Genomic DNA, 12,844 nt, shown 5'->3' on the forward strand with positions numbered 1-12,844 from the left:
TATTGCAATATAAAAAAAGACATCCTTATTTCGTGGATGTCTTTTCAGGTAAATCTTTTCGCACAGTATACAAAAAGCGAGATATATCTAATTTTTTTCCTCTAAAAAATTGCGGAGAGGAAATGTACAATTCTTCTTTCGCACGTGTAATTGCGACATAAAGTAGTCGGCGTTCTTCTTCTAAAGCTTCAGAAGTCTCTGTAACACGATCATTTGCATCTTTTAAAGAAGAAGTATGGGGCAGAATACCATCGCTCGCTCCGAGTAAAAAGACACATGGAAATTCAAGGCCTTTTGCGTTATGAATAGACATAAGTGAAACAGCATCTTTTTGCGGCATTGTTTTTAATGCTTCCATTTCTTTTTGACCTTGAATGGCTTCATCAATAAATTGTAAATAAGCTGGAATGTCGGTGAAGCGATTTGCCGACTCCATTAATTCTTCTAACATTTCTTCTTGTATATCTTTATGCATCGTAAAGGAAGAACGATCGTTACTTTGTAAGTATTCTAAATACTTTCCTTTACCATGAATAATTTCTTTTAATGCTTTTTTCGGTTCTAATTCTTTTATAAATTTAATAAAATCGATACGCTCATTTACCTTTTTCACTTGAAAAGGTTTTAAGTTCGGATTTAATAATAAGAAATGAAGAAGAGAAGGGAAACGGCCTTCACCATATTTCCATTGTTCACGTTCAATAAATGAAATACAATCATCACGCCCGATATACATCGTTGGTAATATGTTTGAAAGTGATTCTAATCGAAATGGTTCAATTACGAGTCGTAAATGATCCAATACAGGCTTAATTAAAGAATGTTCATAAAATGACTGACTCGCACCGTGCTTAATAAACGGGATTTTATGAATGGTAAGCTGATCAAGTAACGAACGGCTTACAGAATGTGTGCGATACAGCAAACAAAAATCTTTATAATTTCGTTCACCACTATCTACTTTTTCTTGAATGAGCTGCAAAATTTGATTTGCTTCATCAAGAGTCGTAGCCGGTCTTGCATAAAAAGGTTGTACACCTTCTTCACGAACAGAATATAGCTCTTTATCAAACCGTTCTTGATTTAGTTTGATAACTTCATTTCCAAGTCCGACAATAAAAGGATTGGATCGATAATTCGTATTAAGGGCGATAATCGTAGTGTTATCAAATTCTTTTGGAAAAGATAAAATAATTTGGTGACTTGCTCCTCGCCAACCGTATATAGCTTGATCGTCATCACCTGCGATAAATAAATTATTTCTTGGCGAAGCTAACAATTTTACAATTTCATATTGAGCATACGATGTATCTTGGAACTCATCTACTTCAATATAGTGGAAACGTTGTTGTAATTGGGTAAGCAAAGGAGCGTTATTTTCTAACATATAATATGTTTCTAATAAGATGTCATCGAAATCGATATAATTATATCGTTGTTTCACTTCTTCAAAACGCTCGTATACTTCTTTAAATTCTTGTTCAACGGGTGTTTTTGCTTTTACATCTTTTGGACGATTCAACTTGTTTTTCTCAAGTGAAATCATCGCGAGCATCGTTTCAGCATCATAATCGTCTTTTAAACGCAATTCTTTTAAAATTTTCTTTATCATAATTTGTTTATGTTTTTCGTTTGCTAAAATTTGCTGATTATATCCTTGACTACGAAGCAATTTTAAAAAGACAGAGTGGAACGTACCGGCAACAACGTAGCTACTTGCCGCATGATTCATACCCGGTAAATTCGCTACACGATTTCGGATTTCTTCAGCCGCTTTTTGTGTAAATGTAAGTAATAAAATATTTCGCGGATGAACTTGTTTCACATTTACTAAATAACCGACGCGAGTTGTTAAAACAGATGTTTTCCCGCTTCCGGCACCAGCTAATGTAAGAACAGGACCTTCTGTCGTTCGAACGGCCTCTAATTGTTTTTCGTTTAAAAATACATTTTGTTGTTCGAGAGCGCGGAAATACGCCGCATCTGCATCTTCTTCCATAATTAAATGGGTAGATGTTTTTGGAATATGATATGTTGCACGTGGAATATCAGCGTGCGTTAATGATTTTTGTGAAAATTTTTCTTGTGTCATATATTCACCTTCAAAACTATAGCATCAACATTTAACTTTAGCGGAAGAAAAAGAAAATAGCAATGTAAAAAACAGGAGGGGATACCTCCTGTTTTCAAATTACAATTCTTTTATCATAACGACGTGAGGAATATTTGCTTCCATAAATACATCAGAACTCGTTACATATCCAAGTTTCTTATAGAAATCTTCAGCATGTGTTTGAGCATGCAACTTTAATTTTGATAGCGAGTTTTCCTTCGCATATGCTTCAAGTGCGTCCATAACAATTTTTCCGATGCCTTTTTTTCGATGGGAAGCTAGTACGCAAATGCGTTCCATTTTTCCTATTCCATCAATGGTGCGAAAACGCCCAGCACCAACGGGAACATCATTATCATATATAACAACGTGTATGGAAGTTTCTTCAAACTCATCATACTCTTCTTCGGCAGAAACTTGCTGTTCCTTCACAAATACTTGCTTACGTACAGAGAATGCATCTCTTAGTTGTTCGTCCGTTTGTACGATCTGTGCATGCAAATTAGTTGTTCCCCTTTCCAAGGCGGAATGTTTCGTGTACAGTCCATGTTCCGTTTTCTAATTGATATAGAAGATGGAAGCGGTCAATTGGTTGTTCGTAATAGAAATCTTTCATACGTAATCGACCTAGTACATCAGCATGCTCTGCATCTGATAAGCCTTGTCCAATTGTTAAATGAGGTACAAAAGCGTATTCGCGTTCTTGTGTAAAGAATCCGCTATGCATTTCCTCATTTAAGAAAGTAAGTTCAGGTGTTTTTTCTACTTTAAAATAAAGAACATTATTAACAGGTGCGAATGAACCAACTTTTCCAACATGAAGGGTAAAAGGGTTCGTTTTACTTGCGATTGTATGTAACTCGTTTACAATCGATTCTAATTGTTCATCTTGCGTCTCAAAGGGTGTTTTCAATGTAATATGTGGCGGAACTAATGCGTAGTGCGGATCATAACGTTTACGCAATCCGTTCGCTTTATCTTGAATCATTTTAGATGGAAAAATTACAATGCCTAATTTCATGTTCCAATTCCTCCCTTTGTAAGTCTAGTTAGATTTTGAGAAAATAACTCTCTTAATCTATTATATCAAATTATTCTGAATACTGCTCTCTATTATTTCATTGATAGCATATGAGAGAAAGCTTTCGGTAAATCAGTTTGCCAATATTTCCACGTATGATTACCTTCAAACTCCTCGTAATGCGTGATGAAATTTCGATCTGTCAGAAGGGTATTAAGCTCACGGTTCGGCCCTACGAAATCAGATACTTGTCCATCAGTGCGCTTTACAGCTGTTTCTTCTGTCCCAATAACGTGATAAAGCTCTAGCGCCTCCGGATTTTTGAAGTCTTTTGCTAAGTTTATTACTGTTTCATCCACAAATGGTGATTGCATAACGACTTTACCGAATGTATGCGGATACATAAGTGCGGTCATAAAGGAAACTGTTCCGCCAAGAGAATCACCAATTAACACACGACCTTTTCCCATTTGGTACGTTGGATAATTCTCATCGATATATGGTGCAAGTTCATGAGCAAGGAAACGAATATACGCAGCGTTTTTTACTTCGTTTGGGAAATATTTTTCTTTACGATCGTGTACATTTTTATATGGAATACCGACAATAATTGTACGGTCAATTTCTTCAGTTTCACGAAGGCGCTCAATTACACGGTGTGCTTTCCCAAGCTGAAAATAATCTCTGCCATCTTGTGCAATTACAACTGTATGTTTGTGCAGCGGTGTGTAATTTACCGGTAAGTAAACGAGAAGTGTAACATCTTCTTGAAGTGATGCACTATAAAATGAAATCTCTTCAATTCTCCCAATTGTTTGATTCATGTAGATCCCCCTAAATAAAAATTTACTGTAATGATTGTAAGAGCGACGCTTGTAGTGAAAAAGAAAGAAATATTCACTAATAGGTGCTTTCGTTTCTATTTTACCATAATGGTACGAAGAATCTAAAAAATTAGTATTTAAGTTAGGGAAGAAAACGGATATAATGAAGTGGGATTTTTGACAGGTGAGAGGGGAGACGGAATTTGAAACAAGAAAGGTCAATCGCGCTACCATTAGCTATTTCCATTATAGCCATTTCATTCGCAGCAGTTTTTGTAAAGATGTCCTCGGCACCATCTTCCATATTAAGTATGTATCGATTATGGATTATCGTACTTCTTATGCTGCCTATTGTTTGGAAAAAACGGGAAGAGTTTAGTAAGATTCAAATAAAAGATTGGGGATTTTTAATCGGATCTGGTTTCTTTTTAGCACTTCATTTTCTTTTATGGTTTGAATCTTTAAAGCATACAACAGTTGCGAGTTCGACGATTATTTTAGCGCTTCAACCAATCGTATCTTTAGTTGGAGGTTTTTTCTTATTTAAAGAAAGAACAACATACTCAGCCATTGCGACAATGGGAATTGCGATATTAGGTGTAGTGTGTATTGGTTGGGGAGATTTAGGACTAAGTGAACAAGCAATTTATGGCGATATATTATCCTTTTTAAGTGTAATAGCAGTTGTTGGTTATTTATTTATCGGCCAAACGACAGTAAAGAAAGTATCACACTGGATTTACAGCTTTACAGTCTTTGCATTTGCAGGTATTTTTATGGGGATTTATAATATAGCATTGCAAGTGCCTTTTACAGGTTATACAAAGTGGGATTGGACCATTTTTCTTTTACTTGCGGTCGTGCCGACAGTGTCACACGTCATTAATAACTGGTTATTAAACTACGTAAATGCAACAACAATTTCAATGAGTATTTTAGGTGAACCAGTTGGAGCGTCAATACTAGCGTTCTTCTTACTTGGGGAAAGATTAAATGCTATGCAAATGATCGGTAGCATACTCGTATTGTTTGGTGTATCTGTTTTCTTATTGCAGCAACAAAAAAGAACAGCAAAAAATGTCGTAAACGAGCCTGTTTATACACAGGAATTATAATGTTAAGAGAGAAAAGAGAAGTTGTGATACTTCTCTTTTTGTTTTATAGAAATACGGGCGTAGAAGGGGGAGGGAAATGGAAGAGATATTAAAGAAATATATGCAGAGCCTTACAACACTAAGTGAAGAAGAGCAGCACATGATTCTCAGTGAATTACAAATTGAAGAATATAAAAAAGGAACAGTGCTTCTAAGGCAAGGAGATGTTTCGTTAAAATGTTATTTTGTATTAAAAGGATGCGTTAGACAACATAGTATAGATGAAGCAGGAAAAGAAGTTACATCAAATTTTTATACAGAAGAACAAACAATCGCAAATTTTAATCATCATAAACAAGATAAATCATCCCCGCATACGTTAACGTGTTTAGAAGACTGTCTAGTTGTAGTTGGCGACCTGCATAGTGAAAAGGACATGTATAAGAAATATTCACAATTAGAAGAAATGACACGCCAAATGATTGAATACAATTTCGGTGAGGTACAAGAAGAACTTTCATTATTTATTGCATCGACACCAGAAGAGCGCTACAAATCATTATTACAAAAACGACCGCATTTAATCAATCGTGTTCCTCAATATCAATTGGCGAGTTATCTAGGTATTACGCCAGAATCATTAAGCAGAATTAAGAAACGACTCAAACAGTAGCGTTTTTTCCACCTTTAATCAATAGCCATATACTAAATCCGAGTTCACCTGCGATCATCGGTAGTTGAAAGACAACATTAAGAATGGAGATCATCGCATCATATTGTGAAAACATTGTATTCATGACGTGAATTACGATATAACCGATAGAAGCCAAGAATAGTAGTATACTAATACATTTCGGTATATGTTTACATAGAAAAGTTACATAACCTAAAACAAAAAGGTGTAAGCCGAAAATGATTAACCCTACAGACCAAGTGTACTCGAATGAACTGAGAAACAACATCGTATATGTTTCTGAATTTGCGATTGTGCTTTTTGAAAGTAGCAATACTAATATTAGATTGAATATAGCGATCCCAAGTATCGATGTATACATAAGACGAAGCAAGGATGCTAGTAATGAGAGGCTAGTATGAATCGGTTTTAGAAAGAAATAAAGAGCCCATGCGGCGACAATATCAGTAATAAAAATAATAATCCAACCGAAGATTTCTGCTTTGAAAAGTGAATTTGAAGTTTGGATATTATGGAATGTTGTACTCGCGTTTTCTTGTACAATGAGATGTCCATGAACAAAACCGTAAGAAAAAAATGCAATGGCTGCCATAACAAGAAGAGAAGAGCCAGCAAGTAATGCATACTTTCGTTCAGTCATAATACGTCCTCCTATCCTAATGGTGTTTTCATTGTAATAGAGAAGAAGAGGAGGTTCATTGACTTAAATCAAGAGAGGGGAAGTTTAATGGAATTTCCATCAAAAAAAGATATATGGCTATATCCGATTTTTTTCGTTGTCATTGGAGCGTGTTTTGCTCCCATATTTGCAGGAAGAGAATATTTTCTTTTATTTTTCACAATCCCATTAGCCATATTATTTATGTGGAGTTGGTTTTCGACAAAATATATTGTCGGAGAAGAAACAATTATTATTAGATCAGGCTTCGTTAAAAAGCGCATATTTATACGAGATATAAAAAAGATTTCAAATACGAAAAATCCAGTAGCAGCTTATGCCTTATCATTTGATCGACTTGAAATTATTTATGGATCACATCAAACAGAAATTATTTCTCCTAAAGATAAAGAGCAATTCATCAATCTCGTTACAAGTAAAAATTCACACATTGAAACAAAGTAAAAGAGTGGCTTCGTAGCCACTCCTTTACTTTGGATTTGTCATATAAGGTTGTACATGAATGATACATAGGTCACGGAACTTTCCTTCAGCAGTTGTAACAATTACGACTGCTCTACCTGCACTTTTTCCAGTAATCGTTACCGTGTCACCTTTTGGATACAGTGTGATAACATCAGCATTCATATTTGTCCAAATAAGTTCTTTATTCGTTGCTTGTACTGGCAAAACAGTAGCGGATAACTCAGTACTTTGTCCCGTTCGTACTTTTAACTTGTTTTTTTCCATATGAACACCGATGACTGAAATAACAGAAGGAGCAATTGAAATTTTAGGTGGATTAGGTTGTATGTTCAAACAAGACGCAGAAGTATTGGTGATAGGTGAAAATTTTCGTGTTTGTTGTTGCTGGAAAGCTGCTAACATGTTGGAGTCCCCTTTCTGTATAAGTGCTGATAGTACTACTATAAAGGAGTAGTGTTACGTTTAATTTAATGAAACATAAAGAAATTGTTAAATTCGAGCAGAAGATTGTCGAACTTTGAGAAAAAAGAAAACTCTGCTGATACGATAACAGCAGAGCTTTTCCTTTATAGATTATGACTATGTTGCTTTTCAAAAGTCTCAAAGTGCTCTTCAACTTCTTTTGAAGATTGTGTTAGTAAACTAACAATTATGATTACTAGTAAACTAATAGTAAAACCAGGAATCATTTCATATAAGAATTCTTTTAAGAATTTGAATTGCGTCCAAATAATTACTGTAGCAGCACCAGAAATCATACCAGCAAGTGCGCCCCACTTCGTCATACGTTTCCAATATAAGCTTAATAAAATAGCAGGTCCGAATGAAGAACCAAATCCAGCCCAAGCGTATCCAACAAGAGCTAAAATCGTATCATTTTGTTTAAACGCTAATGCACACCCAACTAATGCAATAACAAGAACAGCCATACGGCCGACAAATACAAGCTCTTTATCAGAAGCAGAACGTTTAAAGAAAGTACGATATAAGTCTTCCGTTACAGCACTAGAAGTAACGAGTAACTGAGATGAAATTGTACTCATAATCGCTGCTAAAATAGCTGCTAATAAAAATCCAGTAATAAGCGGGTGGAATAAAATTTTCCCCAGTTCAAGGAAAATTGTCTCTGGATTGGATAGCTTTAATCCTTTGTCCGAGTAGTATGCAATACCGATAAGACCAGTAAACATAGCTCCAACAACAGAGAAAATCATCCAGCTCATACCAATTCGTCGCGCACTTTTAATTTCTTTTACAGAAGAAATTGCCATAAAGCGTACGATAATATGAGGTTGTCCAACATAACCAAGGCCCCATGCGAATAATGAAATAATACCTAATACAGAAGTACCTTTAAAAATATCTAATAATGTTGGATCAATTGATTTAATTGTGCTAAATGCTGGACCAAGTCCATTTACATTCATAATTGTAACAGTAGGAACAAGAATAAGAGCAATTACCATAATGATTCCTTGCACGAAGTCTGTCCAACTTACTGCTAAGAAACCACCAAATAATGTGTAAGCAACAACAACGCCAGCTACAATGAATAATCCAACGTGGTAGTTCATACCAAATGAATTTTCAAATAATACAGCACCTGAAACGAGTCCTGAAGCTACATAAAAAGTAAAGAAAATCATAATAACAAGTCCAGATACTAAGCGTAGCATGTGAGATTTGTCGTGGAAACGGTGTTCCAAAAATTCTGGGATAGTAATAGAGTTGTTTGCAATTTCAGAGTAGGTACGTAAGCGAGGAGCGACATATAGCCAGTTTGCGTATGCGCCTAGTGTCAGGCCGATCGCAATCCAACTACTACTTAATCCAACGCTAAACATTGCACCGGGTAAGCCCATTAAAAGCCACCCACTCATATCGGATGCTCCAGCACTTAATGCTGTTACTGCGGGGCCTAGTGTACGCCCGCCAAGCATATAATCTGTTAAGTTGGACGTTCGTTTATAGGCGAAATAGCCAATGACTAACATCCCGAGCATGTAAATAGAGATTGAAGTTAAAGTTAACATCTGCGTACTCATGAAGTTCCCCTTCCTTTTGTCATGTCTTTTGATGCGTTATGCATATTTATAATCTATCATGATTATTCTGAAAAATCCATACAGAAATATGAATTTTCAGAAATGTAAGCGTTTTTTGATATCATTTTACTTTTTTAATATATAATATTCATACAAAAAACCTTATTTTTAATAGAGTATTTATTATATTTACATAAAAAGAGGTTGTTTTGTCAATATAATATTGAAAGGAAAGAAAAATAAAATTTTTAAAAAAGTATTGACTTATGAAAAAAGTCAGGTCTATAATGAGTGCAACTTAAAAAAATGCAAGCGTTGATGAAGAAGAGTACACATGATGAACATGTCAGAGAGCTGATGGTTGGTGCGAATCAGTATGGAATTGATGTGGAATGGGCTTCGGAGCTTCCAAACCGAAACGAAAGAAGTAGGCTTTGGCGACATGATCTCATCGATACAAGAGACACGTATTGTTTTTGATACGGTAAAGTGCGTTACATTCGTAACGAATTAAGGTGGCACCACGGGAGTACCCGTCCTTTCTATAGGATGAGTACTCCCTTTTTGTGTATAAAAAATTAAATAAATGAAATCGTTTCAGTAAGAAGAGTACGTATATTGGAGACGTTACAGAGAGCCGGGAATAGGTGGGAGCCCGGTGCGGTACCATATACGGAATGGGCTTACGAGAGGTATGCTGAACAATTATTTTCAGTAGGCAACCCGGGTTCCGCCGTTACAAGGATAAGGTATATATTTTGTACCTGAATAAAGCGGGATGCTTTTGCGTCCAACACGAGGTGGTACCGCGGTATATTTATCGTCCTCTACATATTTTCGATATGTAGGGGACTTTTTTATTTTTCAGGGCGAGGTGAAGGACATGATGACGAAAGAAGAATTTATAAAACAAAAAAGAGAGAGAAAGACATTTTTAGTAATCACTGAAGAAGAAGGAGATAGCATTACGCCAATTTCTTTATATAGACGTATGAAAGGGAAGAAGAAATTCTTATTAGAAAGTTCACAGCTTCATCAAGATAAAGGGCGTTATTCTTACTTAGGATGTAATCCTTATGGAGAAGTGAAAAGCGTTGGTACGGAAGTGGAACGAACGATTTTCGGCAGGGTAGAAAAGTTACAAGGTAACGTACTACAAGTGTTAGAAGAAGTGATTGCGTCAGCTCAAGTAGACAGTCCATTTCCGTTTTGCGGAGGAGCAGTTGGTTATATTGGCTATGACGTTATTCGGCAATATGAAAACATTGGAGCAAATTTACACGATCCATTGAATATTCCAGAGGTACACCTTTTACTGTACCGTGAGTTTATCGTGTATGACCACTTACGCCAAAAGTTGTCGTTTGTATATGTATGCAGGGAAGATGATTCAGCAGATTATGAAGAAGTATACGAAAGGCTGCGAGTATACAAAGAGGAAGTGCTACAGGGAGAAGAAGCGGAAATAACTGAAATAAGATCAACATTATCATTCACTTCTTCTATAACGGAAAAAGAATTTTGCGTAATGGTAGAAAAGGCGAAAGAACACATCGGGGCCGGGGACATATTCCAAGTCGTATTATCCCAGCGTTTGCAAAGTGAATGTATTGGCGATCCATTCGCGTTATACCGAAAACTACGAATTGCCAATCCATCACCATATATGTTTTATATCGATTTTCAAGATTATGTTGTACTCGGTTCTTCGCCAGAAAGTTTGCTATCGGTAAGAGAGGATAAAGTGATGACAAATCCAATTGCTGGTACGAGGCCGAGAGGAAAGACAAAGCAGGAAGATACGGAAATTGAAAAAGAGCTGTTAGAAAATGAGAAAGAGCGAGCAGAGCATATGATGCTTGTAGATCTTGGGCGAAATGATATTGGTAGAGTGAGTGAAATCGGCTCAGTTACGATAGATAAATATATGAAAGTAGAAAAATATTCTCACGTTATGCACATTGTATCTGAAGTTTACGGAACATTGCGAAAACAAATGAGCGGATTTGATGCATTAGCGCATTGCTTACCGGCGGGGACGGTATCAGGTGCTCCGAAAATTAGAGCGATGGAAATTATAAATGAGCTAGAGAATGAAAAAAGAAATGTGTACGCCGGTGCAGTTGGATACGTTAGTTTTTCAGGGAATCTTGATATGGCGCTTGCCATTCGAACAATGGTCGTGAAAGATGAGAAAGCATACGTTCAGGCAGGAGCGGGGATCGTCTACGATTCAGACCCAGTTGCTGAATATGAAGAAACATTAAATAAAGCGAGAGCGCTCTTGGAGGTAATGAAATGATTGTACTTATCGATAATTATGATTCATTCACATATAACTTGTATCAACTACTAGGCGAATACGAAGAAGAAATTGTTGTCGTAAGAAATGATCAAATAACGATAGAACAATTAGAAGAAATGAAGCCGAAAGGAATTGTGCTTTCACCAGGACCAGGAAAACCAGAAGATGCTGGAATTTGTATGGAAGTGATTCGTCATTTTTATAAGAACGTTTCTATATTAGGTATTTGTCTTGGGCATCAAGCAATTATATCAGCATTTGGAGGAGATATTGTAAGAGCAGAGCGCATTAAACACGGAAAAACATCACGTGTGAAACATAACGGAACGTCAATTTTTTCGTATGTGACACAACCGCTAACAGCGATGCGCTACCATTCTCTTGTTGCAGCACAAACAAGCTTGCCGCAGTGTTTTGACATACTAGCGACAGCGATGGACGATGGAGAAATTATGGCAGTTCGTCACAATTATTATCCACTCTTTGGATTACAGTTTCATCCGGAATCAATTGCGACAGAAGAAGGCGGAAAGTTAATACGTGCCTTTTTAGGCGAAGTGAAAGAGGAGGAAAGAGTATGAATAACTATCTTCGTAAATTAGTGGAGGGGCAACATTTAACAGAAGAGGAAATGTATAAAGCAGGACTTCTTTTATTAAATGAAAACATATTGGAAAGTGAAATTGCAGCTTTCTTAGTCTTACTGAAAGCGAAAGGTGAAACTGCAGAAGAAATATACGGTCTCGTCCGAGCTCTTCGTGAAAAGGCATTACCGTTTTCGAATCATATACAAGGAGCGATGGACAACTGCGGGACAGGTGGTGACGGTGCCCAAACGTTTAATATTAGTACAACATCGGCATTTGTACTGGCAGGAGCTGGTGTAAAGGTTGCAAAACATGGTAACCGTGCTGTTTCTAGTAAAACAGGAAGTGCAGATTTATTAGAAGAACTCGGTGTAAATATTAGCAGTACGCCAAACGAAATTGATTATTTATTAGAGCATGTCGGAATCGCATTTTTATTCGCACCAGCGATGCACCCAGCATTAAGACGCATTATGAAAATAAGAAAAGAATTAAACGTGCCGACAATCTTTAACTTAATTGGCCCTTTAACAAATCCGGTAAATTTAGAAACACAATTTGTCGGCATTTATAAAAGAGATATGTTACTACCAGTTGCGCAAGTATTACAAAAGTTAGGCCGGAAACAAGCGCTTGTCGTAAACGGAAGTGGTTTTTTAGATGAAGCGTCATTACAAGGGGAAAATCACGTAGTCCTTTTAAAAGATAATGAAATAGTAGAAATGAGTATTGATCCAGAAAAGTATGGTTTTTCAAGAGTGAAAAATGAAGAAATTAGAGGGGGAAATTCAAAAGAAAATGCAAAGATTACGCTCGGCGTATTGAGCGGAGAAAAGAGTGTTTATCGCGATACAGTTTTATTAAATGCAGGTCTAGCTCTTTTCGCAAATGGAAAAACGGAAACGATTGAAGAAGGAATTAAACTCGCGGCATATAGCATTGACTCTGGAAAAGCATTAGCCAAATTAAACTTATTAATTGCAGCAAGCAACGAAAAATTAGAAAGGGTGAACTAAA

General features: G+C 36.4%; 13 protein-coding genes and 2 other annotated features. Of the genes, 6 read left to right on the plus strand and 7 right to left on the minus strand.

Annotated elements, in window-relative coordinates; all coding sequences use genetic code 11:
* Nucleotides 1-25: 25 nt before the first annotated feature.
* The 4 genes from ACTFRN_RS08055 to ACTFRN_RS08070 all read right to left on the minus strand — a co-directional run bounded on the left by ACTFRN_RS08055 (nucleotide 26) and on the right by ACTFRN_RS08070 (nucleotide 3,958).
* Entirely contained in the window at nucleotides 26-2,092 is a 2,067-nt protein-coding gene (locus ACTFRN_RS08055; RefSeq protein ID WP_000191172.1) for an ATP-dependent helicase, read from the minus strand.
* Nucleotides 2,093-2,191: 99 nt separating this feature from the next.
* Nucleotides 2,192-2,614, minus strand: coding sequence for a GNAT family N-acetyltransferase (locus ACTFRN_RS08060; protein ID WP_000543278.1), 423 nt, complete (start codon nucleotides 2,612-2,614; stop codon nucleotides 2,192-2,194).
* Between the two features lies 1 nt (nucleotide 2,615).
* The gene (locus ACTFRN_RS08065; protein WP_000765878.1) at nucleotides 2,616-3,134 is read right to left on the minus strand and encodes a YjcG family protein; all 519 of its coding nucleotides are present in this window, start codon (nucleotides 3,132-3,134) and stop codon (nucleotides 2,616-2,618) included.
* A gap of 92 nt (nucleotides 3,135-3,226) precedes the next feature.
* Nucleotides 3,227-3,958, minus strand: a complete 732-nt coding sequence (locus ACTFRN_RS08070; protein ID WP_001076842.1) for an alpha/beta hydrolase — start codon at nucleotides 3,956-3,958, stop codon at nucleotides 3,227-3,229.
* A gap of 203 nt (nucleotides 3,959-4,161) precedes the next feature.
* On the opposite strand from ACTFRN_RS08070, the gene ACTFRN_RS08075 reads away from it, so the two are divergent.
* Complete coding sequence (locus ACTFRN_RS08075; RefSeq protein ID WP_000808258.1) at nucleotides 4,162-5,073, plus strand: DMT family transporter; 912 nt, start codon at nucleotides 4,162-4,164, stop codon at nucleotides 5,071-5,073.
* Between the two features lie 76 nt (nucleotides 5,074-5,149).
* Nucleotides 5,150-5,725: a Crp/Fnr family transcriptional regulator gene (locus ACTFRN_RS08080; protein ID WP_014893212.1), complete on the plus strand. Its 576-nt coding sequence runs from the start codon at nucleotides 5,150-5,152 to the stop codon at nucleotides 5,723-5,725.
* Here ACTFRN_RS08080 and ACTFRN_RS08085 read toward each other — a convergent pair.
* Nucleotides 5,715-6,386 carry a DUF4386 domain-containing protein gene (locus tag ACTFRN_RS08085; RefSeq protein WP_049111390.1) on the minus strand — a complete coding sequence of 224 codons (672 nt, stop codon included), beginning with the start codon at nucleotides 6,384-6,386 and terminating at the stop codon, nucleotides 5,715-5,717. The two genes, ACTFRN_RS08080 and ACTFRN_RS08085, sit on opposite strands and share 11 nt — an antisense overlap.
* 87 nt (nucleotides 6,387-6,473) lie before the next feature.
* On the opposite strand from ACTFRN_RS08085, the gene ACTFRN_RS08090 reads away from it, so the two are divergent.
* Entirely contained in the window at nucleotides 6,474-6,869 is a 396-nt protein-coding gene (locus ACTFRN_RS08090) for a PH domain-containing protein (protein WP_014893211.1), read from the plus strand.
* Between the two features lie 24 nt (nucleotides 6,870-6,893).
* Here ACTFRN_RS08090 and ACTFRN_RS08095 read toward each other — a convergent pair whose 3' ends face one another.
* Together ACTFRN_RS08095 and putP are read right to left on the minus strand one after the other, a co-directional pair.
* Nucleotides 6,894-7,292: an Ig-like domain-containing protein gene (locus ACTFRN_RS08095; RefSeq protein ID WP_000878726.1), complete on the minus strand. Its 399-nt coding sequence runs from the start codon at nucleotides 7,290-7,292 to the stop codon at nucleotides 6,894-6,896.
* A gap of 164 nt (nucleotides 7,293-7,456) precedes the next feature.
* Nucleotides 7,457-8,935, minus strand: a complete 1,479-nt coding sequence (gene putP, locus ACTFRN_RS08100; protein ID WP_000107201.1) for a sodium/proline symporter PutP — start codon at nucleotides 8,933-8,935, stop codon at nucleotides 7,457-7,459.
* 306 nt (nucleotides 8,936-9,241) lie between these two features.
* Nucleotides 9,242-9,479: a binding site (T-box leader), on the plus strand.
* A gap of 42 nt (nucleotides 9,480-9,521) precedes the next feature.
* Nucleotides 9,522-9,766: a binding site (T-box leader), on the plus strand.
* 52 nt (nucleotides 9,767-9,818) lie between these two features.
* Here putP and trpE point away from each other — a divergent pair.
* The 3 genes from trpE to trpD are packed head-to-tail and all read left to right on the plus strand — an operon-like array spanning nucleotide 9,819 to nucleotide 12,843.
* On the plus strand, nucleotides 9,819-11,237 hold the full coding sequence (gene trpE, locus ACTFRN_RS08105; RefSeq protein WP_124878240.1) for an anthranilate synthase component I: 1,419 nt from the start codon (nucleotides 9,819-9,821) through the stop codon (nucleotides 11,235-11,237).
* A complete protein-coding gene (locus ACTFRN_RS08110) occupies nucleotides 11,234-11,821 on the plus strand; it encodes an anthranilate synthase component II (protein ID WP_000636345.1) in 588 nt (195 codons plus the stop codon). Before trpE ends, ACTFRN_RS08110 begins: the two co-directional genes overlap by 4 nt.
* Entirely contained in the window at nucleotides 11,818-12,843 is a 1,026-nt protein-coding gene (gene trpD, locus ACTFRN_RS08115) for an anthranilate phosphoribosyltransferase (protein WP_001067348.1), read from the plus strand. Before ACTFRN_RS08110 ends, trpD begins: the two co-directional genes overlap by 4 nt.
* Nucleotide 12,844: the final 1 nt, after the last annotated feature.

This window comes from Bacillus cereus group sp. MYBK245-2, assembly GCF_051916145.1.
Lineage (GTDB): Bacteria > Bacillota > Bacilli > Bacillales > Bacillaceae_G > Bacillus_A > Bacillus_A pacificus.